We start from the raw sequence: 24,829 nt of genomic DNA, 5'->3' as shown, positions 1-24,829 counted from the left end.
ACCCCTGTACGGAAACGCTCGTTTTTGGACAGGAGACCTGACTTTAGGTCATGAGTGTGCAGGTGTAAAAGGAGTACGCGTGTGGGTCGAAGGAAACTGATCAGCCCAGCAGAAGCGCAAAATCTTCTCGGGCTGGCAAGCGGTGAGGACGACCTCATCCGGCACTACACGCTTGATGCTACCGATCGCCTTGAATGTGAGCTGCGCCGACGCCCCCACAACAAGCTAGGCTTTGCCATTCAGCTTTGCGTCATCCGACAAACCGGTCGTCTTCTGGGTGACGACGAGCAACTGCCGTCAGCCATAGTTGAACATGTTGCCGATCAACTCGGCGTCGAGCCACGCGCCTATGCCATCTATGCTCGCCGTGCTCAGACTTGCTTTGACCACAGCCGGCATCTTACGGATTATCTTGGCCTCCATGTTGCGAATCGTGAAGATCGTCGTGCGGCTCTGCTAGCCGCGACCGAGATGGCCGCATCAGGAGACAAAGGGCTGCCAATCGCGACTGCGGTCGTAAACGCCTTTCGAGAGCTGAAGGCGCTGCTGCCTTCCCAACATTCTATTGAGAAGATCGGCATTGCTGCTCGGGCGCTTTCTCGCCGTCGTGCTGAAAGTGCGCTGATCTCAGATCTCGATCCGGAAAAGCTCGAAACCCTTGATGTACTGTTGGACGTTGAACCGGAGATAGGCCAGACGCGCTTCCATTGGCTCCGGTCCGCTCCCGATGCTCCGGGAGCGGGGAACCTGATCGCAATGACGGAACGTATAGCGTTCCTGCGCGCGCTCGGGATCGATCCTCGTTTACAGGCCCGCATTCCCTCCGGACGATGGGACCAGATGATCCGTGAGGGCGATGCAACGCCTGCCTGGCTTGCCGGAGACTTCGGCGCCAGCCGTCGGCGCGCGACGGTCGTGGCGCAGGTCATCAAGCTTGGCCAGAAGCTCACCGACGATGCGGTGATGATGTTCATCAAGTTGATGGGCCGGCTGTTTTCCCAGGCGAATAACCGGAAAAAGCAGCGGCACATGAACGCGCGCGTTGAAACATCCAAAGCTCTGCGGTTGTTCCTCGATACGATCGTCGCCCTGCAGGCCGCCAATGATGCCGATGAAGACGCGCTTGCGACGGTCAATCGACAAGTCGGCTGGCATCGGCTGCTTCAGATCAAACCCGGCCTTGAGGCGATGGTGGAGAGCGCCGACACTCCGCCGCTAGTTCTGGCGGCTGAGCAACATGGGAATATCCGCAAGTTTGCAGGAGCCTTCCTTCAGACATTTACGTTCCATTCGCGCCGTCGGCACAATCCGCTGCTTGCTGCGGTCGCAACCCTGAAAGCACTTTATGTCGAAGGGCGCCGTGTTCTGCCGGATCGGGTGCCGGTCGGTCATCTTGGCGCAACCGAGAAGAAGCTGGTCTTTGAGGATGGAAAGCCGGATCGGAGACTTTACGAGATTGCAACGCTCACGCATTTGCGTGACCGGCTGCGTTCGGGGGATATCTGGGTCGAAGGCAGCCGCTCGTTCCGGCCGCTCGACGAACATCTTATGCCAAAGCCAGCTTTTGTCGCCCTGAAGGAGCAAGATCAACTCGGGCTCGGTGTCCAGGCCGACTGCGCTGCCTGGCTTTCCGAGGTTCGGCAGATGATGGATGCTAATCTCAAACAACTGGCCTGGCGCGCCCGTTTCGGGAAGCTCGATGGTGTGAGGATGGAGAATGGCACGTTGATCGTGACGCCGCTTGCCAGCGATGTGCCAGCTGCAGCAGAAGCCGTCAATGCCGAAATCACGGAAATGTATCCTCTGGTCGAGATACCCGATCTCTTGCGGGAAGTGCATGAATGGACCGGATTTGCCGACCAGTTCACCCATGTTCGGACGGGAGATGTGCCGCAAAGCATCGCCGCCATGCTGGCCGGCGTGCTTGCCGATGGCACGAATCTCGGCCCGAAACGAATGGCGGGAGCATCCAAGGGGATCAGCGCCCACCAGATTGGCTGGATGCGTAGCTTCCACGCCCGCTCGGAAACCTACCGGGCGGCGCAAGCCTGCGTGACCGATGCCCATACGCGCCATCCGCATTCACAAATCTGGGGTGACGGTACGAAAGCGTCATCCGATGGGCAGTTCTTCCGCGCCAGCGACCGGGCCGCCAGACGCGGCGACATCAATCTCCACTATGGCAGCGAGCCTGGCGCGAAATTCTGCAGCGGCCTTTCCGATCAATACGGCCATTACAGCATCCTGCCGATCAGCCCGACTGAAAGCGAGGCCGTCTATGTGCTCGACGGTCTGTTTGACCACGATACCGTTCTGGAAATCGAGGAGCTGTTCACCGATACCGGCGGGGCGAGCGATCATGTCTTTGCGCTGTTCTGCCTGATCGGCAAGCGCTTCGCTCCACGCCTCCGCAATATCAAGGACAGAAAATTCCACACCTTCGAGAAGGCCGATGCTTATCCGACATTGGCGAACCATATCGGCGCGCCGATCAACACCACGCTCATCATGAAACACTGGGACGAGCTCCTGCGCCTTGCCGCCTCGGTCACCACGCACACCGTCGCGCCATCAGCGATCCTCAAGCGGTTGTCGGCCTCATCGAAATCCAGCGATCTCGCCAAGGCACTCCGCGAACTCGGCCGTATCGAGCGCACCCTGTTCATGATCGAATGGTATTCCAGCCCGACGCTGCGCCGGCGTTGTCAGGCCGGGCTCAACAAGGGCGAGGCCGCTCACAAGCTCAAGCGCGCCGTCTTTTTCCACGAGCGCGGCGAAATCCGTGATCGCTCCTTTGACAGTCAAGCGTTCCGAGCTTCCGGCCTCAACCTGGTCGTCAGTGCTATCGTGCATTGGAACAACGTCTATCTCAGCCGGGCCACGACCCACCTGCGCCAACGGGACCGTAACATTCCCAACGAACTGCTGAAGCATGTCTCACCGCTCAGTTGGGAGCATATCAATCTCACCGGCATCTATTCCTGGGACACCGAGCAACAGATGTCAGAGGGCTTCAGGCCTTTGCGGCTTCCAGGGCAAATTCTCCGCGCCGCCTGAGGATTGCGACTTATGCTAGCTTTTCTACCGTGCCCCAGCACTATCGCCGCTTGGGGTCAGAGTAATTTCACGTTGTAGCTGGAAGTTCAACTATAACGTTTGTAGCATCCAATTAGTTGTCGGATGACGATTATCGATTCGCGGAAAAACCGTTATCAAGCGCTTATGGGGGGCAAATGAAATCTGACCATACGGAAAAGCCAATTTGTATTCGCAGTCTTGACACCTCCGCCGTTAACTCCCTCAAAAAGGCGCTGCTAAGCTCGGTCTACAACCATCGCTACATTCTGGCGGCTGCTGTGACCGTGTTACTGCCCTCCACGCAGGCATTCGCGCAGTGCGCACCGGCACCGGATGCGCCTGTGAGCATCGCCTCGGGTAGTTGCACGGATTTAGGCACGCCAGGCACTCCAACTCGATCGAGCAATGATGCCACGGATGTGGTCGGCGCCTCCGGCACTGGGGTCTACACGGGAAACGTCGTTGAATTGGACGCGAGCGGTACCGGCTCCGGCGCTCACGCGAGCGGCGGCGGAACGATCAATTTGAACGGCGCGCCGGATGGTAGCGGAGGGTACAACACCGCGAATGTCAATACGACTGGCGCGGGCAGTCACGGGCTCTATGCCGATGGCGGCGGCAAGATTAACGGACATGGTGTGCTCGTCACCACAGGGGCCGATGGCAGCTACGGCATCTTCGCAACCGGAACTGGCAGCGATGTGAATGTTGACTCTAACGGAGTGACGCTGCCGCCGAATACCGGGCAACAGATTGTGGTCACAACCGGAAACAATGCATATGGCGCTTATGCATCCAATGGTGGCACGGTTGAAATTACCGGCATCAATGCCCAGCAGTCCGGGATTTTGACTTATGGCATGGGCAGCTCTGCCTTCGTCGCTGAGTCAGGGGGCCAGATCACCCTCACCGGTGTGAGCGGTTTCGTTAGCGGCGAGGATACGGCAGGTGCCTTCGTTTCCGGTGCCGGCAGCACGATCGTCACCAACGCCAGCTACATCAACACCTATGGCAATAACAGTGCCGGGATGTCGGTTGCCGACGGGGGAGCGGTCACCATCCATGGCGGCGCGGTTGTAACCGGCAATTATCATGGAACGCTCATCAGCAATTCCGTGGCTCTCCTCGCCCAGGGGACCGGCAGCAAGATCACGATTGATCAGGGCGGCAGCGTGACCACCTATGGAGCGGCGAGCGCCGGCGCGGTGGCCCAGGGCGGGGCTTTTATCAATTTCAAGGGCTACGGCGTTTTTACCTATGAGACCGGCTCCACCGGCGCGATTGCGGATGGGACGGATGGGAACGGAACGGCCAGCAAGGTCGCCATTAGCAATGCCATCGTCCGAACGACCGGCCCGTCCAGCGCCGGTGTCCGTGCCACTGGCGGCGGCACGATGAGTGTAATCGGCGGCGAGATCACCACCGGGTATAAGCCAGGTTTCGATACGTCCGGCGGCCATTACCTCGCGAGTGAGATCGGCAAGGAGTCCAACGGCGCAGAGGCGATTGGGGTCGGCAGCACGCTTACGATCACGGACAACAAGCTCACAACCACCGGTGACGGTGCCATCGGTGTCGCTGCCAATGCCGGGGGCACCGCCACGGTTGCCGGCGGCACGATCACGACCGGTGGCGCCCCGACCGCCAATTTCACTGCCGATGGTATCCGGGCGACCGGCCCCGGCAGCACGGTCACGTTGACGAGCAGTGCGAACGGCGGCACGGCGGTCACCACTTCGGGTGTCGACGCCACGAATGCTACCGTCAACACTAGCGGTGCCGGCGCCTTCGGTGCGCTGTCGGAAGGTGCGAACAGCAATGTCAAGCTGACGGCCTCGTCCGTCACAACGCAGGCCGCTTCGGGCCTTTCCGTCAACGGTGGCGGCCAGATCAACACGACCGGCACTGCCGTGACGGCGAACGGAACCGGCTCGTCGGGTATTCTTGGCACCGGAGATGGCACGGTGATGATGGCAGGCGGCTCCCTGAGCGCGACGGGGGATCTGATCACCGGAACGGCCGGCAATGTCGTTGCCAATCTGACCGGTGTCGCTCCCACAACAGGCAGCGGCATCGTGGTACATGCCGTTGGCGGCACCACCAGCGGCAATTTCACCAACATGGCGCTGACCGGCAATGTGGTGGGAGAGGGAACCGCCAGGGCCAGCGCGACACTGAACGGGAGTACATTGACCGGGGCTGCGTTGAACGCCGACAACATGACTGTCGATGTCACGAGCACTTGGAACATGATAGCTAGTTCCACTGTCAACAACACCGCTGGCAGCACCACCGAGAATGCAGGCCTGATCGTCTTTGCACCGCCTGTGAACGGCGCCTATAAGACACTGACGACCTCTAATTTCGTTGGAGGCGCCGGGGGCGCAGCCGGTACGGTTGTCTTGAATACTTACCTGGGCGGCGATGCCTCGCCGTCCGACCAGATCGTGATCGATCACGGCACAGCAACTGGCCAAACCGGACTTGTCATTAACAACATCAATGGTGGCGGGGCTGCGACCACTGACGGTATTAAGGTTGTCAACGCCATCAATGGCGGCACCACGACCACGAATGCGTTCTTCCTTGGTAATGGCGATTACGTGACGAACGATGGCCAGAACGCCAAGGTGGCAGGCGCATATGCCTATACACTCCACCGTAGCCCCACCTCCAGTGGTATGGATGTCTATGGGGATAGCTATGCCGCAAATGACTGGTATCTACGCTCAGTGTTGATCGATCCGATCGTGCCTACCGGTCCCGAAACGCCCCGCTATCAACCAGGCGTGCCGGTTTATGAGACTTATCCGAACGCACTACAGGTCCTTAATCGCTTGCCGACGCTTGCTCAGCGCACCGGCAATCGGTACTGGGGGGAACAGGCTCCGGCCGAGACCGTGTTCTGTAAGGATCCAGCACGGAACTTCAGATGCACGCCGACTCAGGACCAGAACGCCTATTATCAGGATGGCTCCACAACGATCGTTGGCGGCACGGGCGTCTGGGGTCGCATCGAAGGGTTGCATGGTAGACAACAGCCCGATGTCACCGCGAGCCAGTCAGACTATGACTACGATATGTGGAATCTGCAGGCAGGTGTGGACGGTCAGCTCTATGAAAGCGATGCTGGCAAGCTCATCGGCGGCATAACCGTTCACTATGGCCAGGTTTCCACCGATGTCTCTTCGATCTTCGGCAACGGCAATATCGACAACACAGGCTATGGCTTCGGCGGCACGCTGACCTGGTACGGCAATAACGGCTTCTATCTCGACGCGCAAGGTCAGGTTACCTGGTACGACAGCAATCTCTACTCCGATACGCTGCGTCGAGGACTTGCCGACGGCAACGATGGTTTTGGTTATGCTATGAGCCTCGAAACCGGCAAGCGCATCGCTCTCAACGAGAATTGGACCCTCACGCCACAGGCACAGCTGACCTGGTCGTCAGTCGATTTCGACAGCTTCACTGATCCTTACGGTGCCCGCGTGTCGCTCGACAAGGGTGACAGCCTGAAGGGTCGCCTGGGTCTGGCCCTCGGGCACGAGCGCAGCTGGAAGGACGATGACGGTCAGACGAGCCGAGCGCAGTTCTATAGCATCGCCAATCTGACCAACGAGTTCCTCGACGGAACACGAGTAGATGTATCGGGCACGAAGTTTGACAGTCGCGCCGATCGGCTGACCGGTGGAATTGGTTTTGGTGGCACTTACAGCTGGGCCAACGATAAATACACGGTCTATGGCGAAGTGTCTGCCGACACCAGCCTAAAGAAATTTGCCGACAGTTACGAGGTCGGCGGAACGCTCGGATTGCGCGTGAGGTTTTGATCGCACTCGCAAGAACCGCTCCCGGCTTCGAACAGATGCCGGGAGCATCTCGTTATCAGCCCGTCAATGATGATGATAACAATTCCGCGAAAGCCAGAGTCACATAGCCAGACAATTCTTGGATCTCTCACATGATAACGATCCCGCTTGCGAAATCGCTTGCTGGTTCTGCCGTCTCACGGCGGAGTTTCATACTCGGGTTGCTGGCGGTGCATGGTTGCAGCACTGTAAGCGGCCCCGTGTCTTCGTTGCCCGCAGAAGGTCCATATGCGTTCGAGCTGTTTCCAGTTCGTCCCGTAAATCGTAGCAAATTCGCAAGAGATCTGCAGCCGGTCACGATGGCTAAACAGGTGGATGCCACGCCCGGATCGATCATTGTCGATCCTCACAACAAGCATCTGTATTTTGTCGAGTCCCAAGGCTCCGTCAGGCGCTACGGTATAGCTGTTGGCAAAAGTGGGTATAGCTGGCGCGGGATGGCAACGATCGAGCGAAAGGCCAAATGGCCGGCATGGCATCCAACCGACGATATGCACGCTGAAACACCAGGGTTACCAAAACGCATAGAGCCCGGACCAGCTAATCCGCTAGGCGCACGCGCGCTATATCTGTTCGTCAACGGTCGCGATACGCTGTACCGCATTCACGGTACGAATGAACCGTGGACCATTGGCACGGAGGCCTCCTCGGGCTGCATTCGCATGCTCAACGAAGACATCATCGAGCTATACGAAAAGGTGCAGGTCGGCGCCACCGTTCAAGTCCTGTGATATAGAACAACCCGCATTGTCCGTAAATTCCGGCAGCGTGAGTATGTTCATTGTTCGTTCGGCCTTAGCGTGTCTGGCGGAACAGTTCTTGTTCTGACCCCTTGGTGGCGGGCGATCTCGGATCGCGTGAGCTCCTTGAGGAAATCCAGATCCTGTTTGCGTAGCGCGACGATGCGGCGCGTCAGCACCACGTCCATATATGCCTCGGTCGCCTCGAACAGGATGTTGTGCTCGTGTTGAGGGTGTTTTCCTCGGCGGCGCGCTGTCGCGCCTTATTGACCTCGACATTGTTGGTCGTCTGCAGGCGGTCGAAGAGGGTCTGATCGAGAACGATACCAAACGTGCCGCGGTTGGTCGCCGCACTGGAATTGTAGCCGACCCCGCTGCGCCAGGTGATTTTCGGATGCATCGCCGACCGTGCGATGTCGATGTCGGACGCGCTCGCGCGCACTCCGGCCCGCGCTGCATTGAGCGTCGGGTTGTTGTGGTAGGCCTTCGCCAAGGCACTTGGAAGGGGCTCGGCATGAGCCTCAGCCATGGCAATCGGTGCAATCATTGCAACCAGGGTCACCAGTATTCGTTTCATCGAACAGGAATCTCCGTTGGGAACCCGGATGGCCCGCAAGCGAGATAATCCGGATCGAGGGCACGGAGACGCTCGGCGGACGGCGTCAAGGGACGGCCAACGGCCGAACAGCACTTGGCCGGCGCCATGGCAGAAGTACAGCGGCCCAATTTGGTACCGATGGATCCGCCGTCACGAAAAAAGTCGTGCCGTCGCGAATCCTTTTCCGGGTTCCGCGCCTCTTATGACTGAGACGATGGGTCTCGGTTTGCACCGGAGGTGTTGCATGGCATTTTTTCGCAAGAATATAGGTAAGGGGCAGCAGATCGTGCGGATTGGCCTTGGGGTTGGCGCGGCTGTGCTGGCATACAGTTTCCTGAGCGGGTGGATCGCCCTTTTGGTGGGCGTATCGGCCCTCACCTTCGTCCTCACCGGCCTCATCGGCTATTGCCCGGCCTGCGCCGTTGCCGGGATCCATGATCGGACCAAGCCATGAACACAAAGGCGGTGACGACTGAAAACTTTCGAAGCCGCCCGCCACGGCGATCGCAATGCGATCGTCCGGCTGCTCAAGCGGACGCAGCCGGATATTCGCCGATATGCCCGAGCAACCTGCCGGACCGCCGATGTCGACGATGCGACACAAGAAACGCCTTGGCTTCTGTCGCGCCACGTCGGCGCGATCCGAGCACTCGCGACCCTGTCGAAGTGGTTGTTCAGCGTGGTGCGGCGGGAGTGCCTGAGGCTCGCCCGACGCAGCGGCATGATCGCCGCCGTAGACGAGGACGCACTTGAAACAAGACTGGTGCAGCGGCCCGAACATGTGTTGCGGCTTGATCTGGCAGCGGCCTTCGAGGCTCTGCCGCCGCACTATCGCGACGTGGCTCTGATGCGCGACCTCCAGGAGATGACGATCGACGAGATCGCCGCGGCTCTCGATCTTTCGCGACAGGCAGTGAAAGCGCGGCTGCACCGTGCACGCCTGCTGTTGCGCGAATATTTGGCGGAGTGAGCGAGCCGAAGAGATTGTGCGCGAGCGGCTTCAAGGAACAATGGCGCGGCTATCACGAAAACGCGGATTCCTTCGCAATTTTCGGAAACGTCAGATCGACGACCAAACCGCCGTTCGCTGCTTCTCCGAGCGCCACGGAGCCGTTGTGTGCCGTCATAATCTGGGCAACGATGGCCAGTCCGATGCCTGTTCCCTCACTCGCGCTGGTATTGCCCTGCACGAACGGCCTCAGCATTTTGTCGCGCTCGGCGGCCGGGATTTCTGGGCCCTCGCCGCTGACCCGCACGATCCGGGCTTGCAGAACCTCGACTACGAGCACTTCCGTTCCGCGTGCGTGTCGCATCGCATTGATGATCAAGTTGTCCGGGGCCAGGCGAATGGCCGGTTCGGAAACCGGGGACAATGACCCGCCCCTCTGCTTTGAACTCGATGTCCATGCCCTGCTTCATCACGGATGGCACATGCTCGGCAATGGCAGCGCGCGCGATGGCTGCGAGATCTACCATGGTGAAAGTCAGCGCCTGGCCTGACAAACGCGCCAACTGTAACGATGTCGTGACGATTGATGCAAGCCGCGCCATGTCGCGAACAGAAATCCTTGCCGAAAGCAGCGGCCAGGTTGCGAAAAGCGCGCTTCACTCGTAAACGAGTTCGCGCCCTTCGACCAAACGATCGCCGCCGCTTGTTTGCCGGTTCGATCGACGGCCTCCCCTTCGACGGCCATACTCGATTTACTCGCAGCTCAGCGAGGCCAACGAGCGCGGGAAACAAAAAAGGTCGACAAAGGAGTGCTTTGTCGACCTTTCCTCAGTACCCGCGCATCGGCCGAGCAGACTATTTTCCGGTGGCGCTTGCCGGTGGCTGCGTGGCTGCCTTCAACCCGCCTTCCTGCAAATCCGCCTGATCGGCCAGAATGGCGGTCGCCTCAGCAAGCAGAACGTCCTTTGCGTTCTTGCGGGCGTCTTCCAGTGCGATATCGGCACTCAGGCTGCGTTCGTCCGCATTCAATCCATCGTCCTCACCGGTATCCTCGCTATCGCTTCCCTGAGCTCGAGCCTTAAGGCGATTTTCGCGATCCTTCATTTCCTTGCGCCGTTCGGCTTCGTTGAGGGAGACAACGCCTTTTTCGCGTTGCGCCTTGATGTCGGCGATGTCTTCGAGGAGGCGCTGGAAATCGGGGTCGCTTGCGATGCGCGCATTATGGCGGTCCTGCAGTGCCGGCAGCAGCGCCGTGACGGTATCGGCCGGCGTATAATCCGCAGGCTTGATCTCTGACCACGGCAGGGCGTTATCATAGCTCGTTTCGCCAAAGCGCGTCGGGTCGGAAAGCCCCGGCAGACTGATGTCGGGCGTTACGCCGTGCAGCTGCGTAGTGCCGCCATTGACCCGGAAGAACTGGGCGATCGTCACCTTGAGTTCGCCAAACGCAGGCTTGCTGTTGCGGACCATCTGGTCGAGGTCGACGACGGTTTGAACCGTGCCCTTGCCGAAGCTGGGCTCGCCGATGACGACACCGCGGCCGTAGTCCTGAATGGCCGCAGCAAAAATCTCAGAGGCCGAAGCCGACCCGCGATTGATCAAAACACCGACGGGCCCTGACCAGAGAGGCTCAGGAAACTCCGAGCTTGTCACCACGACCTTGCCGTCGCCACTGCGTTGCTGAACGACCGGTCCAGAGCCGATGAACAGGCCGGTCAGGGCAATCGCCTGGTCCAGCGAACCGCCGCCATTGTTGCGAACGTCGATCAGAACGCTGTCGACCTGTTCCTGCTTCAGCTCTTCGAGAAGCTTTGCGACGTCGCGGCTCGCGCTGCGATAATCCTGCTCTCTTTTGCGCCGGGCTTCGAAATCCTCATAGAAGGCCGGAAGGGTGATCACCCCGATCTTGCGGGTGGTATCGCCCGCCTTCACAGACAGAACGCTCTTCTGCGCCGCCTGCTTTTCGAGGCTGATCTTGTCGCGCACGAGGGTGACGATGCGATGGGCGGCGTCTGCTCCCGCATCGGCCGGCAGAACGTCGAGGCGCACGACCGACCCCTTCTTCCCGCGGATCAACTGCACGACTTCATCGATGCGCGTGCCGACAACTTCCTTTATCGGGCCGTGGTGGCCCTGCCCGACGCCGGTGATGCGGTCTCCGACCGCAAGCTTGCCGGACAGCTGCGCCGGCCCACCAGGCACGAGCTCGCGGACCGTCGTGTAGTCGTCGCGTTCCTGCAGCACCGCGCCGATTCCAACCAGCGAGAGCTTCATCGCGATATCGAAATCGGCCGAAGCGCGGGCGCCAAAGTAATCCGTGTGCGGATCGACCGACGTCGTGTAGGCGTTCATGAACGACTGGAAGACGTCGTCACTCTTGTACTTGGAGGCACGCTCGAGCGCGTTTGCATAGCGCTTGTCGAGCGTTTCGCGAATGGCCGCATTAGTCTTGCCACTGAGCTTCAAGCGTAGCCAGTCGCTTTTCACGCGCTTGCGCCACAGCTCGTTGCTCTCGGCTTCCGACTGCGGCCAGGGCGCCTTCTCGCGCGACAGGGAGTAATCCTCCTGCTTCGTGAAATCGAAGTCATGCTTCAGCAGCTCGCGCGCGTAGTTCATGCGGTCGACGACACGCTTTCCATAGACGTTGAAGATCGCAAACGGTATCTTCAGGTCCTTCTTCTTGATGGCGTCGTCGATCTCGTTGCGGGCAGGTTTGAAACTGTCGATGTCGGCCTGCAGGAAGAGCCCACGATCCGGATCGAGGGACTCGATGAAGCTGTCCATGATCTTGGCCGACAGGGCGTCGTCTAGCGGAACGGGCTTGTAGCTGTAGCGCGTCAGAAATTTTGCGCTCAACTGTGCGGCCTGTGCCTGCTGCTTCAGCGGCTCCAGAACAGGAGGCGAGGCAACGTCGGCATAGGCAGACGGCGCGATTGCAAGAAATGCACCAAGGAAGACGTATGAAATGCGCATTCAGCGTTGACCCAATTCTTAATGCCGAGTGTCGAAGAGGGATCTAGGTGAAGCAATTATGGCTTTTTGGCAACCGGATTGATCCGACGCCGAGGCCGGCCTTACGTCAAGGCAGGCTTCCGCCCGGGACTAATGGAGCGAGCCTGCCGCCCGGAATTCGCCCGGCGCCATCCCGTAAGCGCCCGTGAAAAGTCGGTAAAACGTTGCAAGACTATCGAATCCGCAGGCATAGGCGACCTCGGTGACGGGCAAGGCGGGCCGCTCGACGAGAAGCCGCCGCGCCTGCGAAATCCGCATCGATGCCAGCGTGCGAGCGAAGGTCAATTCCGCGTGTTCGAACAGGACATGCAACTGGCGCACGGAAATACCGAGCTCGAGCGCGACCTTTGCCGGCGTCAGTTTCTAGCGCGCCTTGATCTCTTCGGCGGCATAGCGCAGGCCCGAACGAAGGGTCGCACGCACCTCGGGCATGCCGGGAGCCAGCCGCCCGCGCGCCATGATAGCCAGTCTGGCGATGTGCGCCACCTCCTCATCGGGATTGGCCAAATGCGCATGCCTTTGCCTGATCCCGTTGAAATGCGCCCGAAATGGCCGAGCGTACGCAGGCTCAGCAAACCGGATGGCAAACAGATCGCGCGTCTGCCCTCCGAGCATTCGCTCATGGTCGTAGGGCACGGTGATGACCTGGAAGTGGAAATCCTCGTGGCCGCCTGGCACTGCACAGTAAGGCAGAGCGGAATAGCTGATCGCCATGTCACCGTCCTTGAACGCCTGGATGCGGTCGCCTCCGGTCTTGAGCCCCCCACCCTTCACCTGAAAGGCGATGCAGAGGCTGTCTCCGGCGACGCGCGCAATGTCGGCTTCGACTGACACCCTCAGCGGTACGCCGACGGCCATCGGTCCCTCGAACTTCACGATCACGGCGACCGATGCCTACGGCGCCTCGATCGATACAGCCTATTCATTGAGCGTGGTGTATCCGGCAATCACCGTATCTCCGGCGGCCGGTGTACTGCCGGGCGGGACGACCGGAACAGCCTATAGTCAGACCATTTCTGCGTCCGGGGGATCTGCACCTTACAGAGCGATCGTTGCCGGCTCGTTTCCCGGCCTGACGCTCGATCCGACGACTGGCGTTCTCAGCGGGACACTAACGGTTGCCGGACCGGCGGCCTTCACCATCGCGGTCACAGACGCGCATGGGGCCATGAGCCAGGCGTCCTACTCTATGATGGTCGCTTTCCCGTCGATCACGATGGCGCCGGCACCGGGTGCTTTGCCCGGCCTGACCGGAACAACCTTCAACCGGACCATCTCCGTTTCCGGGGGATCAGCGCCCTACAGCTATGTGGTCTCAGGCGGATCCTTGCCGAATGGAATAACGTTCGACGGCGGAACCGGAACGCTCAGCGGCACGCCTACAACAGCGGCCAGTTGCGCCTTCACGATCACCGCGACGGACGGCTACCGCGCCACAGCCGCGGGTAGCTACACGGTGGAGGTGAGCACTCCAATTCTGGTGTTGTCGCCGTCGGCGGTAACCTTGCCCGTCGGGACAGCCACGGGCGCCTATAGCCAACAGATTTTCTGCGTCGAACGGAACGTCGCCTTGTAGCTATGCAATTACGGCTGGGTCCCTCCCGGCTGGCCTGAGCCTCGATGGTGAAACCGGCGCGCTGCACGGCACGCCAACCGCCGTCGGCAACTCCGGCTTCACAGTCACTGCCACGGACAGGTATGGAGCGACCGGTGCGGCCGTCTATGCGATGAGCGTCGTCCCGCAGCTGCTGCCGCCGGCCTATGGCACCGCAAACGCCGTGGGAACCACGATCACCTATACGCCGTCAGCCGACTATTCCGGCCCCCGCCGGCACGTCGACGGCAGCAACGGTCACGGTCACCGTGAGCGCGCCGGCCTTCACGTTCATGCCAGCTCCCGGAAGCCTCGGCGATACCACGGCTGGCGAAGGCCACCGGCAGCAGATTATGGCCACGGGCGGACGGGCGCCGATGCTCTACAGCATCGCGTCGGGTACCTTGCCGGAAGGCATGGTCCTCAACGTTTCGACCGATGAACTTACCGGTCCGCTAAACGCCAAGAGCGAAGAATACACCTTCGCGATCCGGGCGGATGACGGCAACGGCGCCACGTAACCTGACGGTGACGCCACCTCAGATCACAGTCGGCGACAGGGTCATCGACGTTCCGGCCGGCGCGACGCCAACCGATGTCTACTTCAACCGAGGCGCAGCTGACGTCCGTCGAGCCGGCGAGCGCCGGCACGGCAGCGATCATCCGCGGCCAGCTCGCCCAGACCGGTCCGGTCGGCGCACCGGTCGGATGGTATTTGCAGTTCTCGCCGAATCCCGCTTTTTCCGGCAAGGCCAAGGTGGGTTATCGACTGACCAGCGCGCTCGGCGTCTCGAACACGGGCACCATCACCTACAATCTTTCCTTCGGTGCAAAGCAGATGGCAGAAGACATCGACACTTTGGTCCGAGACTTCGTCGCCACCAGGCAAGGTCTGATCGCGACAGGCATTTTTGTCGCCGGCCTTGTCGAACGACGACAGATGGAACGGGCGACGGATACGATTACGGCATCGCTGCCACCCAACCAAGGGCCTTCAATGCCTGGGTCGATCTCGCCTTCCTGGCGCACAGTCGCGACGAGAATAACGGCAAGTGGGGAAGCTTCGCGATGCTCAACGTCGGCGCCGACTACCAGGTGTCGAAGAAGGCCCTGTTCGGCCTGTCCTTCCACTACGACCGGATGACGGAACCGACTGGTGCCGATGCCGAACTGACAGGAAACGGCTTGCTTGCCGGCCCCTATGCGTCTCTGGAATTCGGCAAAGGCGTGTTCTGGGATACGAGCCTGCTCTATGGCGGCTCGGACAGCGACGTCGACACGACATATTGGGACGGCACGTTCGACACGACGCGGTGGATGATCGATACGGCGATCAAGGGCCAGTGGCATCTCGATCCATCGATCGTGCTGACGCCGAAGCTGCGCGCCGTCTACTTCTCCGAAACGGTCGACGACTACACCGTGCATAACGGCGCTAGTGACAGGATCACCATCGACGGCTTCGACGAACAGCAGTTCCGGGTGAGCCTCGGCGCCGAGATCGAACGGGTTTTCCTGCTCGACAACGGGTCGACGCTGACGCCGAAGCTCGGCGCGACTGCCGTCTATTCCGGGATCGACGGGTCCGGCCCGTTCGGCAATCTGACCGCGGGGATATCACTGGCAACCGCCGATTTCTGGCTGCTCGATCTCGGGCTGCTTTTCAATGTCGGTGACGACGGGGAGAAATCCGTGGTCGGGCGCGCCGGGGCCTCCCGGCAGTTTTGATGCCGGCAGGCGTCCCCGGCGCGCGCTATGGATTTCGCCTGATAATCCGTTAGATTCTCCTGGCGGGCAGCCGGAGAAAGGTCGCGACGAGCGTGGGCAACAGGGACTGGATTGCGGGTCTTTCCGTCGCCGGACTTATGCTGCCCGAAGCTGTTGCGTATGCCGGTATCGTCGGCCTGCCACCACAACACGGCGTCATCGCGGCCATCGTCGGGTGCCTGATCTATTCCATCGTCGGCCGCAGCCGTTTTGCCATCGTGTCCCCGACATCGTCGTCGGCCGCCATTCTTGCGGCCACGATCGCGGCGCTGCCCGGTTCGACGCCGGACAAGATGGCACTGGTGACGGTGATGGTGGCGCTAACGGGTCTTCTTTTCGTCGCGGCGTCCGTGCTACGGCTTGGAAACCTGGCAAGTTTCATCTCCCGCCCCGTTCTTCGCGGCTTCGCCTTCGGGTTGGCGGTCACCATCATCGTCAGGCAATTGCCCACCGTTACCGGGATCGCAGTGCCGACAACCGACATCATCCATCAGATCGCCGGGCTGTTCGCGGCTCTGCCCCGGTGGAACATCGTGAGCATCGCTGTCGGCGTGGCGGCCCTTGCCGCCCTCCTGCTGCTGCGACGCACTCCGTTTCTTCCCGGCGCTTTTCTGGTGCTTTGCGCCGGCATCCTGGCCTCAAGACTGCTGGACCTTGCAGGGTACGGCGTAGCGGTGGTCGGGCCGATCTCCATCTCGAGGACCCTGCCGTCGCTCTCGCTCGTCGAGTGGAGCCAGATCCGGCAGCTTGTGCCCTACACCTTGCCGCTTGTTCTCATCCTCTTTGCCGAATCCTGGGGCACGATCCGGTCGCTTTCGTTGCGTCACGGCGAAAGCGTGACCGCCAATCGAGAATTGCTGGCGCTCGGCGCTGCCAATGCCGCCTGCGCCATCGCGCAAGGCATGCCTGTCGGCGCCGGCTTTTCGGCCGGTTCCGCGGCCGAGGCGGCTGGCGCGCAAACCCGAATGACGGCGCTCTTGGCCGCAATCGGCCTTGCGCTGCTCGTCGTCCTTGGCGCCGATCTGCTTCAGAGCCTCCCCCAGCCGGTCCTTTCGGCCGTCGTTGTCGCCGCCCTGGCGCATGCGCTCGATCCCTGGCCGCTTTTGCGACTGTGGAAACTGAAACACGACGTTGTCATCGCCCTGGCAGCAGCGGTCGGCGTCATCGCCTTCGGCGTCGTCAACGGCATTGCCATTGCAATCGCACTTTCGCTCGCCGTCTTGCTGCACAGGCTGGCTAACCCCTATGTCGCCTCCCTTGGTCGCCTGGGACAGGGCCATGATTTCGTCGACATCGCTCGCCACACCGATGCACAAACGATGCCGGGCATCGCCATCTGGCGTCCGGCGCAACCGCTGTTTTTTGCCAATGCGGATGCCATCTTGACCGAGACGGCCACAAGGATCGGCCACGACCAGACGGCACGCGCCGTCATCCTCAGCCTGGAGGAAAGCTTCGACCTCGACAGCACTGCACTCGACGCGCTGCTCGAATTTGACACGCTTGTGCGCGCCCAGGGCAAGCACCTCTATTATGCGCGGGTCCATGATCGGGTGCGCGACATGATCGCTCTGGCGGCTCCCCCGCTTCTCGCCTATCTCAGCTACAGTGTCGATGACGCCGTAGCTGCCGCCTCCCAATCCGAGACGATCGCGTCCCTCCCTGGAGCCGTTCGATGACACCAATCTATGAGCCGCAGCTGCAACCGGTCGATATCGCCGAACTTCGGCAGAGCCAGATCACCGTCGGGTTCCGCGAGGTTAGCTTTGGAGCGACGGGAATGGCACGGCACGGCGCGGAATTCCTGGGACGTCATATGGTGCCGGTCGTGCTCGGTCCGAAGGAGCGGCCGTATCTGGTGCACCATCATCATCTCGTGCGCGCCCGCGCGACGAAGGCATCGCGCATGCGTTGACCAGCATCGTGTTCGATCTCAGCCACCTTTCAAAGGACGAATTCTGGTCGGTCATGGACCACCGCCACTGGATGTATCCGTTACAGCGAGTTCATGTTGGCAAACTTCCTGCCCTCGCGCATCGATGCGAAACGCATCGCCAATGACATCGACAAGACCGTGCACGACGCTCTCGATCTCGCTCATGGCAAGTCCGCCAGTTTCCCGCCGGGCTGGTGCGGCCTCTCCGATTGAGCCTCGCAATTCGCCAGCCAAAGGCGTGGTCGATGAATGCACTATCGAGATGAACCGCGCGGCACCCACCTTCCAGGTCTGCCTTCAGTCGGTCGAGAATGGTCGCCGCATGCGCGGCATAATCGCCGATCCTAAGCTCGTGAATCTGCTTGATCGGCAGCGCATTGAGATAGTTCCAGCGCTCGCATCGCGCCCGGATGACGATGATCAGGTTGGCCTCTTCCAGCACCTTCAGATGCTGCATGAGGGTACAGCGATCCATGTCTGAAAAGGGCGGCGCAGAGCATGCCGGCGGTCTGCGCCTCGCCCTTGAGGCGATCGAGCATGGCCCGCCGGAGTGGATGGCCAATGCCCAGAAAACCGAGACTTCTTCCCGCTCGCTTGACATGTTATAGTTGTACAACATATTGAAGCCAGATGGGACGGAGACCGCGCCGGTAAGATCGGATTGAGAGCTTTTCGGGAGCAATCGAACCGAGCCGGTTGGCTGGACGTCGCCGATCGGAGTTCAGCGTTGCAACGATGCCCCCACGCAAGTTGCCCCAAAAGGGAGATCATTGAGAATGTTGCCTAAGATCGTTTCAATGGATGAGTGGCAAGCCGCAATCGAACAACAGATTGCCAGGGAGAAAGCCCTCACCCGCGCACGCGATGACTTGAGCGCCGAGCGACGGCGCTTGCCGATGGTCAGGATCGACAAGGACTATTCGTTCGAAGGCCCCACGGGCACTTTAAGCCTTGCCGACCTCTTCGATGGTCGGCGGCAACTGATCGTCTATCACTTCATGTTCGCGCCCGGATGGAAGGCGGGCTGCGACGGCTGTTCCTGGGTCGTGGACGCGATGACCCACCCGGCGCATCTCAATGCACGCGATACGTCCATCGTGCTGATCTCGCGCGCGCCGCTCGAGAAGCTGCAGAAATATCAGGCCCGGATGCAGTGGCAGCACCCGGTCTGGTACTCGTCCATGGCGAGCGACTTCAACCACGACATGGGGGCCACGGTCGCCGACCCGGATGACCCGACCAGGACCAGCGAGCGTCATGGCGTCAGCGTTTTCCTCAGGGACGGCGACGATATCTACCGCACCTATTTCAACGGTGCGCGTGGCGTCGAGTATCTCGGCAGCATGTGGACGTATCTGGACCTAACGCCCTACGGTCGCCAGGAAACATGGGAAGTGTCTCCCGCGGGATGGCCACAGACCGAACCCTACGTTTGGAACCGGCGCCACGACGAATACGGGACCGAACCGGCCTTCTGATTTTCCCCGGCGGCGAGCATGGAATTGTCGTGCTGCCGTTCCTACGTCTTGTCTTGCCGATTGTCCGACCTCCGTCATTGCTGCGGGCCGGAACAGGGCTCGGGCGCGATGCTGAAGGAATATTGCCGGCCCTGGCTGGAGCGCTGAATGTGGGGATGGATCGCGCGTTGAAGAGGGGCGCTGTTGGGGGCCGCAATCAATGGGAAACGAGACACAAATCGGCAAGGAAGGTCCGGCGCCGAGGGGCAACAGGTTTTGGCGGCGGCGCGGCGTTCGGATTGCATCGATCGCGCTTGCTGCCTTGCTTTTCCTGCTGGTCGCGCCGCTTGCGGCTATTCTCTATCCGACGCTGAAGAGCTATCCCCGAAGCGACTTTCCGGTCGCGACCTCGCAACTTGAGCGCAACAGGCAGGACCTTGCCCATCTGCGGCGCCTGATCGAGGTCGACCGCAGCTTCTCGCCGACCGCCCAGGCCGCGTTTGCCGCTGCCCTCGAAGTGATCGAACAACGGGCCGGTGATCTCGACCGCGCCGGTCTGGCGATCGCGGCTGCAAAAGCGGTCGCGCTCGCCGACAATGGGCACACCAGCGTGGTCGGCCTCGTCGGCGGCCACAGCTTCAATGCGGTTCCCATCCGGCTTGGCTGGTTTGCCGACGGCCTGTTTGTGATCGCCACGACAGGCGAGCAATCGCACCTTTTGGGCGGAGAGATCCTTGAGGTAAATGGAAGAGCGACGGAGGCCTTTGTCGATGCGCTTCGGCCCTATTTCGGCGGCCCCGCCAATCTCGGCAAGGAATTCGTCCCGAATGTCGCGATTTCGCCGGAATTGCTCCATGCCGCCGGCCTTGCCGAAAGCCCGCAGGAAAGCGCCTATTTCATCCGTCGCGCGGATGGACGCGCAGCGCAAATCGCTCTTGTCGCCACGTCGGTGCGCCGGAACCCTTGAACGCCCATGTCTGACCACGACGCGATTTCAGTCCCTTGTCACAGACCGGTCGCGGCGCCGGGTGGCGGCACGTGCTCGACGATGTCACGCTACCGGCCTATCTCACGCGCCCCGACGCCAATGTCTGGCACCACTATCCCTTGCCCGATCTTCTCTACATCCAGATCAACCGCATCAGGGATGCGACGCCGGAGGACCTGTCGCAGGGGCTCGTCAAGGTGCTGGACGAGGCTGAGAAAAAACCGATACGCAATGCAGTCGTGGACCTGCGGTTCAACAATGGCGGCAATTACGAACTGACCGCCGATTTCTCGCGAAGGCTCCCCGCCATCCTGCCGCCGGAGGGACGGCTGTTTGTGCTGACCAGCGCGAACACGTTTTCGGCCGCGATCAGCACGGCGGCGCGACTGAAGTACTTCGGCGGCCCGCGCACGGTACTTGTCGGCGAGCCGATAGGAGACCGGCTGCAGTTCTGGGGCGAAGGCGGCCGCACGGTTCTGCCGAACTCGAAGATCACCATCCGTTACTCGACGGCCTATCACGACTGGGAACACGGTTGCAGCCTGTCGGAGATCAGGACCCGTTTCCTGCTGAATTACGTCTACGACGTCCCGGCAGGTCCCCTTCAGCCAGACGTCGCGCGCTCCACGAGCTTTGCCGACTATGCCGCTGGCACCGACCCGGCAATGGCCGCCGTCATGAAGATACTCATGGTGGGCAATGCCGATTGAGAAGCAGCTTGTGGGGAGGCAAGGCCGCGGCCGTACACCGCCGTGGCCGCTGACATCCGTTGGCCCGGCCATTCCCGGCGGCGAAGGATCTGCGGCGACGCTTTTACATCTTCTCGCCCGGCAGTTCGCTGGCCTGCTTGACCCAATCCATGAACTGCGCCTCGTCGAGTTCGTCCGTCTCATAGATGTCGAGATAACGAACATCCGGCTGTTTTGAGGTGCCGGGAGGTAAGGGGCTGAATTGCGCCCCGCGGAAGAAAGCAACCTTCACGTATTTCGTCATGCAATGAAAACTGAGGAACCAGACATCCTTTTCCACGCCATAAAAGGGAGAGTTCCACTTGACCGCTTTTTCGACGCCGGGAACGGTCTTGACGACCAGCCGGTCCAGCCGCTTGCCTAGATCGCTTTTCCACCCCGGCATCGCAGCGATGTACTGCTGCACCTGCGCATCTCCGTAGCCCTTTGCGATCTGCGGATTGCCGCCGGTTAGAAGGACGACGCCATCGGCCGATTTTGTCGGCGGCGTCTTGCGTCCGATCTTTGAGCGTGGCGCAGGGGAATCGGCTTTCGGTGCGTTCTTTCCGACTTTCTTCTCAGACATCCCGGACCTCGACTGTTCCGTAAGTTCGTTCAGGGTCGGATCCACCGTGATGGGCGCGGAGCCCCATACCAAATGGCTAAGCACGACACATAGCCATCCAGCTATGTATCGGTCAAGAATAAACCTCCGGTGTCAGCTGCATTGCGGGCCGCAACTCGATCAGCAAGCCGCTTCGCCAAGTATTGGCCATCGTCACGGCATCCCTCCACAGCCGTAGGGTCATGGCATGCAAACGGTCCGGATCCCCTTGCGATCCCGACCTGTGCAGCAGCGGCTCTCGTGACGAGCCATCATTCGGGGTCGATTTGCCACGTGGGCCCAAGGCCACGGCCGCGATCCCTTGCCACCAGCATGCGCCTCTACCCGGCATGTGCCGAACTGGCCGTCGGGGCCCGAACCGAATAGCGAAAGAGCGAAAGCACCCGCAACATAGGCACCCCAAGGTGCGTACTTGTAGGTGGCCCTTGCGCCCGATAGGCCTGCAACCAAGCCCTGCAGTTTCCCTTTCCAGGTTGTCCGCTGCTTGAGGATCAGCGGATCGAGCGCCATTCGTCCCACCTTGATCTGAAGCTCAGCAAGCGCAGCCGGACGGCGCAACACGGCGCAACACGGCGCGCAGGCGCGCCATCAGTTCTTCGACGAGAAAGGGTTTGCCGAGATAGTCGTCCGCCCCGGTGTCGAGACCTTCAACCCGTTCCATCGGCTCGTTGCGTGCCGTCAGGACGATGATCGGCGCGTCTTGGCCAATGCGGCGCAATTGCGGGATGAAGCTCAGCCCTTCACCGTCGGGCAGGCGGCGGTCGAGAAGAATAGCGCCGTAGTCATTCTGACACGCAAGTTCGGCTGCATCGGCGAGATGGGTCGTATGGTCGATGACGATGCCATATTTGCTGAGCGCCACAGCCAGTGCTGCCGCCAGCTCCCTCTCATCTTCGATCAGCAGTATCCGCATCGGCACCCCTTGGCTTCGACCTTTCGAATCTGCCGCAAGAATTACAGCAGCATTACGGAAACCACGGGGCAGCCGAACGTAACACTGCTGCAATCGTTCAGAGCTAGCACACGCATCGAGCCGCCCTCGCTCGTATCAGCAGTGATAGGCGCGGACTTCAACGAACCGGAAAGGCAGGAAGCATGACGACGTCACAAGTGGAGCGCCCTTCCGGGTCGTGATTGAAAACTGTTAGTTCGCGCCATGAGCATAGGGCCGCTCGATGACCCGCGGCCCCCTGCTGCGCTTCCTCATACGCTCGATCCTGTCGGCACTTTTCCTCGCCGCCTTCCTGGCTGGCCCGGCGATCATTCTGATCCTGACGTCCGATCGAATTGCGATGTAGCGCGCCAACGGATCAGATCCCCGACGGGGCGATCTGGTCGATCCAGCCAGTCAAAACGTCGCCGCGCGGATTGACGGCGGACAACATTGTTCGAACTGCTTCGGGCCCATTCACGACCCTTGGTTACCATCTTCGCCGGATGTGGGTGCCGGGGTGTTCTTCGCTTCCATCGCCGCTTCGATCTGCCTGATGACCTTGACGGCCTCCTGGAGGATTGCCCGCATCTCATCGTCATAGAGATATACCGGCATGCCGCCGGCGCGGATGATATCCATCGTTTCGGCAGACTCGCTGAGGCGATTGGGCTGCCCGAGCAGCTCCCAACCTTCCTTGATCGCGACATAGGCCCGGGAGACAAGACGGAGCTTTTCGCCCTCCGTCAGCATGTGAACGTCGCGCGCGGCGCGGGTCAGTTCGGCGATGACGTCTTTCGTGCTTTTCATGGGACACCTTGGCTATGCAAGTACCGCGGTGCAACCGACCAATCCATTCATGGTAACTAATGTATAGATTGAGGAAAACAAGAGCCAACACCTTCACGTAAGGGCAAGCCGAGGCCCTGAAATCCATGCACCTCGCGGAAATTCATCACCGGGGAAGCACGTCCGATGGCATCAACCGCTTCTTAATCCTTTGTTGACCATAATCTCCGTCGAAGAGCCGAGCCGCCGGCCGTTGCCGCCGGTGGATTGTACCTCGATTGAATCGGAAGCCGCTGTGTCTGAGTATCCTGTAACTGCGTATCCAGAGCCTGCCTCGCCTGCCATCGTCAGAGGCGTGAAGCGTATTGCCCGGTGGGCCGCTCGAGCGGCCGCCATCACCGCCCTTGCAGCATCCGCCATGACTTTCACCAGCACGGCGTCGTCGGCGGAAGTCCGGTCGCTGAAACTGTTCTTCACGCACACCGGTGAACGCGCGACGATCACCTTCAAGCGGGACGGCAAATACGACCAGAAGGGGCTCGCGCAGATCAACCGTTTCCTGCGCGACTGGCGCAGGAACGAGCCCGCCCGTATGGACCCGCGTCTTCTCGATCTTGTCTGGGAGGTCTATCAGCGCGCCGGTGGGAAGGACTATATCAACGTCGTCTCGGCTTACCGCTCGCCCGCCACCAACAGCATGCTGCGCGGCCGCTCCCGCAGCACCGGGGTCGCCAAGAACAGCCAGCACATGCTGGGAAAGGCGATGGACTTCTATATTCCGGGCGTGAAGCTCACCCGGCTGCGGGAAGTCGCCATGCAGATGCAGGTCGGCGGCGTGGGATACTACCCGACGTCAGGATCTCCCTTCGTACATCTCGACGTCGGAAACGTACGGGCGTGGCCGCGCATGTCGCGCCAGGAACTCGCGCGTATATTCCCGAAGGGGCAGACACTCCACCTTCCGGCAAGCGGCGGGGCTTTGCCGGGGTATGACCAGGCGATGGCCGACTACAAGCGACGGGTCAAGGCCACCTCGATCGTCGCTGCAAACAGCGCCGGCCCAGCCAAACTGAAGGGCGGAGAACCGGCCGGCAACACGCTGTTGACCGCGATGCTTCCCACGCGCAAGAGCCGCGGTGAAGAAGCCCTCGAGCTTCAGACCATGCGGAAGGAAGCAGCCGAAAAGTCGCCGTTCTTCGACCTTGCGGCGATCACCGTGCCGCTGCCGACGCTGCGCGCCACGGCTACCGCCGCGACCGTGACGCCCGTCCCCACGCCCGAGCGCGCGCTACCCACAGACGTCTCGGCTTTCATTCCCTCCTCGTCGTTCAAGGTCGCGCTTGGCGTGGGCATGATGCGCCATCCAGCTGCAGGCGAAAGCAGCCTCACCGGCCCGTCGCCTACAAATGCCGAGTGGACAATTCGCGACGCCGCACTCTTCAAGTGGGCGCTTGCGCCGGCCAAGGAGCTTGAGCGTCTGGCACTTCCGGCGAACCTGGAGCTCTCGGTGGCAAGCGCCGACGATACACCGCGCGTTCTAAAGCGGGCGTCCCAGGCCGGTAAGGAAAACAAGAGCTTCAACAAGGAGCGCTTCTGGTCGGACGGTTGATGCGGCAAGCACCTGTCACCATCTCGGCTTAAGGTTCGACCGGCCGGTCCGGCGTGCCACCAAGGCCGGCGACACAGCGGCAGACGGCCCGATGATCACGCCAAGCTTTTCGGCCGAAGGAGCGGCGACCCCGCACACCTTTTGCCACGTCTTGTA

24 protein-coding genes and 4 pseudogenes are annotated in these 24,829 nt (G+C 60.9%); 19 read left to right on the top strand and 9 right to left on the bottom strand.

Translation table 11 applies throughout. The features are described 5' to 3' along the window. Positions 1 to 81: 81 nt before the first annotated feature. From OVA00_RS36670 to OVA00_RS36660, 3 genes are all read left to right on the top strand, one after another. Positions 82 to 3,057: a Tn3 family transposase gene (locus tag OVA00_RS36670; protein ID WP_268090833.1), complete on the top strand. Its 2,976-nt coding sequence runs from the start codon at positions 82 to 84 to the stop codon at positions 3,055 to 3,057. A gap of 176 nt (positions 3,058 to 3,233) precedes the next feature. After that, entirely contained in the window at positions 3,234 to 6,911 is a 3,678-nt protein-coding gene (locus OVA00_RS36665; protein WP_268090832.1) for an autotransporter outer membrane beta-barrel domain-containing protein, read from the top strand. Between the two features lie 338 nt (positions 6,912 to 7,249). Further along, positions 7,250 to 7,681: a L,D-transpeptidase gene (locus tag OVA00_RS36660; protein ID WP_268090831.1), complete on the top strand. Its 432-nt coding sequence runs from the start codon at positions 7,250 to 7,252 to the stop codon at positions 7,679 to 7,681. Positions 7,682 to 7,862: 181 nt separating this feature from the next. On the opposite strand, the gene OVA00_RS36655 is transcribed toward OVA00_RS36660, so the two are convergent. Next, positions 7,863 to 8,306, bottom strand: coding sequence for a TolC family protein (locus OVA00_RS36655; protein ID WP_268090830.1), 444 nt, complete (start codon positions 8,304 to 8,306; stop codon positions 7,863 to 7,865). A 226-nt stretch (positions 8,307 to 8,532) separates the two neighbouring features. On the opposite strand from OVA00_RS36655, the gene OVA00_RS36650 reads away from it, so the two are divergent. Together OVA00_RS36650 and OVA00_RS36645 are read left to right on the top strand one after the other, a co-directional pair. Continuing rightward, the gene (locus OVA00_RS36650; protein ID WP_060581405.1) at positions 8,533 to 8,742 is read left to right on the top strand and encodes a YgaP family membrane protein; all 210 of its coding nucleotides are present in this window, start codon (positions 8,533 to 8,535) and stop codon (positions 8,740 to 8,742) included. 18 nt (positions 8,743 to 8,760) lie between these two features. Continuing rightward, on the top strand, positions 8,761 to 9,258 hold the full coding sequence (locus tag OVA00_RS36645) for an RNA polymerase sigma factor (RefSeq protein ID WP_326494179.1): 498 nt from the start codon (positions 8,761 to 8,763) through the stop codon (positions 9,256 to 9,258). Positions 9,259 to 9,310: 52 nt separating this feature from the next. Here the strand turns inward: OVA00_RS36645 and OVA00_RS36640 are convergent, their stop codons facing one another. After that, complete coding sequence (locus tag OVA00_RS36640) at positions 9,311 to 9,616, bottom strand: ATP-binding protein (RefSeq protein ID WP_326494162.1); 306 nt, start codon at positions 9,614 to 9,616, stop codon at positions 9,311 to 9,313. 19 nt (positions 9,617 to 9,635) lie between these two features. Between OVA00_RS36640 and OVA00_RS36635 the strand changes: the two genes are divergently transcribed. Next, the gene (locus OVA00_RS36635) at positions 9,636 to 9,788 is read left to right on the top strand and encodes a hypothetical protein (protein ID WP_268091181.1); all 153 of its coding nucleotides are present in this window, start codon (positions 9,636 to 9,638) and stop codon (positions 9,786 to 9,788) included. Positions 9,789 to 10,092: 304 nt separating this feature from the next. Here OVA00_RS36635 and OVA00_RS36625 read toward each other — a convergent pair whose 3' ends face one another. From OVA00_RS36625 to OVA00_RS36615, 3 genes are all read right to left on the bottom strand, one after another. Continuing rightward, positions 10,093 to 12,210 (bottom strand): carboxy terminal-processing peptidase, encoded by a 2,118-nt coding sequence (locus OVA00_RS36625; protein WP_268090827.1) that lies wholly within the window; start codon positions 12,208 to 12,210, stop codon positions 10,093 to 10,095. 129 nt (positions 12,211 to 12,339) lie between these two features. Continuing rightward, positions 12,340 to 12,609, bottom strand: a complete 270-nt coding sequence (locus OVA00_RS36620; protein ID WP_268091158.1) for a helix-turn-helix transcriptional regulator — start codon at positions 12,607 to 12,609, stop codon at positions 12,340 to 12,342. A gap of 3 nt (positions 12,610 to 12,612) precedes the next feature. Further along, positions 12,613 to 13,083 (bottom strand): hypothetical protein, encoded by a 471-nt coding sequence (locus OVA00_RS36615; protein WP_268090826.1) that lies wholly within the window; start codon positions 13,081 to 13,083, stop codon positions 12,613 to 12,615. Between OVA00_RS36615 and OVA00_RS36610 the strand changes: the two genes are divergently transcribed. From OVA00_RS36610 to OVA00_RS36575, 8 genes and pseudogenes are all read left to right on the top strand, one after another. Then, positions 13,064 to 13,825, top strand: a complete 762-nt coding sequence (locus tag OVA00_RS36610; protein WP_181529568.1) for a putative Ig domain-containing protein — start codon at positions 13,064 to 13,066, stop codon at positions 13,823 to 13,825. The two genes, OVA00_RS36615 and OVA00_RS36610, sit on opposite strands and share 20 nt — an antisense overlap. Beyond that, positions 13,782 to 13,925 (top strand): annotated as a pseudogene (locus OVA00_RS40195) (putative Ig domain-containing protein); the annotation flags it as partial. The gene OVA00_RS36610 and the pseudogene OVA00_RS40195, both read left to right, overlap by 44 nt. 211 nt (positions 13,926 to 14,136) lie before the next feature. Then, entirely contained in the window at positions 14,137 to 14,364 is a 228-nt protein-coding gene (locus tag OVA00_RS36605; RefSeq protein WP_268090825.1) for an Ig domain-containing protein, read from the top strand. Between the two features lie 74 nt (positions 14,365 to 14,438). Continuing rightward, positions 14,439 to 14,987 (top strand): hypothetical protein, encoded by a 549-nt coding sequence (locus OVA00_RS36600; RefSeq protein ID WP_268090823.1) that lies wholly within the window; start codon positions 14,439 to 14,441, stop codon positions 14,985 to 14,987. After that, positions 14,912 to 15,571: an autotransporter outer membrane beta-barrel domain-containing protein gene (locus OVA00_RS36595; protein ID WP_268090822.1), complete on the top strand. Its 660-nt coding sequence runs from the start codon at positions 14,912 to 14,914 to the stop codon at positions 15,569 to 15,571. Before OVA00_RS36600 ends, OVA00_RS36595 begins: the two co-directional genes overlap by 76 nt. Before the next feature lie 92 nt (positions 15,572 to 15,663). Then, complete coding sequence (locus OVA00_RS36590; protein WP_268090821.1) at positions 15,664 to 17,289, top strand: SulP family inorganic anion transporter; 1,626 nt, start codon at positions 15,664 to 15,666, stop codon at positions 17,287 to 17,289. Then, a pseudogene (locus OVA00_RS40190) lies at positions 17,286 to 17,671 on the top strand (ParB-like protein). Before OVA00_RS36590 ends, OVA00_RS40190 begins: the two are co-directional and overlap by 4 nt. Then, positions 17,619 to 17,759 (top strand): hypothetical protein, encoded by a 141-nt coding sequence (locus OVA00_RS36575; RefSeq protein ID WP_268091180.1) that lies wholly within the window; start codon positions 17,619 to 17,621, stop codon positions 17,757 to 17,759. Before OVA00_RS40190 ends, OVA00_RS36575 begins: the two are co-directional and overlap by 53 nt. 67 nt (positions 17,760 to 17,826) lie before the next feature. On the opposite strand, the pseudogene OVA00_RS36570 reads toward OVA00_RS36575, so the two are convergent. Then, a pseudogene (locus OVA00_RS36570) lies at positions 17,827 to 18,147 on the bottom strand (ArsR/SmtB family transcription factor); the annotation flags it as partial. Positions 18,148 to 18,322: 175 nt separating this feature from the next. Between OVA00_RS36570 and OVA00_RS36565 the strand changes: the two are divergent. The 3 genes from OVA00_RS36565 (at position 18,323) to OVA00_RS36555 (ending at position 20,701) form a co-directional block, all read left to right on the top strand. Continuing rightward, positions 18,323 to 19,024, top strand: a complete 702-nt coding sequence (locus tag OVA00_RS36565) for a DUF899 domain-containing protein (protein ID WP_034798126.1) — start codon at positions 18,323 to 18,325, stop codon at positions 19,022 to 19,024. A gap of 199 nt (positions 19,025 to 19,223) precedes the next feature. Next, entirely contained in the window at positions 19,224 to 19,970 is a 747-nt protein-coding gene (locus tag OVA00_RS36560; protein WP_268090817.1) for a hypothetical protein, read from the top strand. A gap of 35 nt (positions 19,971 to 20,005) precedes the next feature. Continuing rightward, the gene (locus OVA00_RS36555) at positions 20,006 to 20,701 is read left to right on the top strand and encodes a S41 family peptidase (RefSeq protein WP_268090816.1); all 696 of its coding nucleotides are present in this window, start codon (positions 20,006 to 20,008) and stop codon (positions 20,699 to 20,701) included. 103 nt (positions 20,702 to 20,804) lie between these two features. On the opposite strand, the gene OVA00_RS36550 is transcribed toward OVA00_RS36555, so the two are convergent. Together OVA00_RS36550 and OVA00_RS36545 are read right to left on the bottom strand one after the other, a co-directional pair. Continuing rightward, positions 20,805 to 21,305 carry a DUF1801 domain-containing protein gene (locus OVA00_RS36550; protein WP_442780605.1) on the bottom strand — a complete coding sequence of 167 codons (501 nt, stop codon included), beginning with the start codon at positions 21,303 to 21,305 and terminating at the stop codon, positions 20,805 to 20,807. 525 nt (positions 21,306 to 21,830) lie between these two features. After that, positions 21,831 to 22,257: pseudogene (locus OVA00_RS36545) on the bottom strand (response regulator transcription factor); the annotation flags it as partial. A 262-nt stretch (positions 22,258 to 22,519) separates the two neighbouring features. Between OVA00_RS36545 and OVA00_RS36540 the strand changes: the two are divergent. Further along, complete coding sequence (locus tag OVA00_RS36540) at positions 22,520 to 22,642, top strand: hypothetical protein (RefSeq protein ID WP_255382254.1); 123 nt, start codon at positions 22,520 to 22,522, stop codon at positions 22,640 to 22,642. A gap of 110 nt (positions 22,643 to 22,752) precedes the next feature. Here the strand turns inward: OVA00_RS36540 and OVA00_RS36535 are convergent, their stop codons facing one another. Beyond that, positions 22,753 to 23,085: a hypothetical protein gene (locus OVA00_RS36535; RefSeq protein ID WP_034798100.1), complete on the bottom strand. Its 333-nt coding sequence runs from the start codon at positions 23,083 to 23,085 to the stop codon at positions 22,753 to 22,755. A 397-nt stretch (positions 23,086 to 23,482) separates the two neighbouring features. Here OVA00_RS36535 and OVA00_RS36530 point away from each other — a divergent pair, with 397 nt between their 5' ends. Next, positions 23,483 to 24,673, top strand: coding sequence for a DUF882 domain-containing protein (locus OVA00_RS36530; protein ID WP_051659394.1), 1,191 nt, complete (start codon positions 23,483 to 23,485; stop codon positions 24,671 to 24,673). Positions 24,674 to 24,829 lie beyond the last annotated feature (156 nt).

Origin of the sequence: Ensifer sp. SL37 (assembly GCF_026672675.1) — a bacterium.
GTDB lineage: Bacteria > Pseudomonadota > Alphaproteobacteria > Rhizobiales > Rhizobiaceae > Ensifer > Ensifer adhaerens.
The sequence above is the reverse complement of the archived record's forward strand: the minus strand, read 5'-3'. Positions and strand labels throughout refer to the sequence as shown.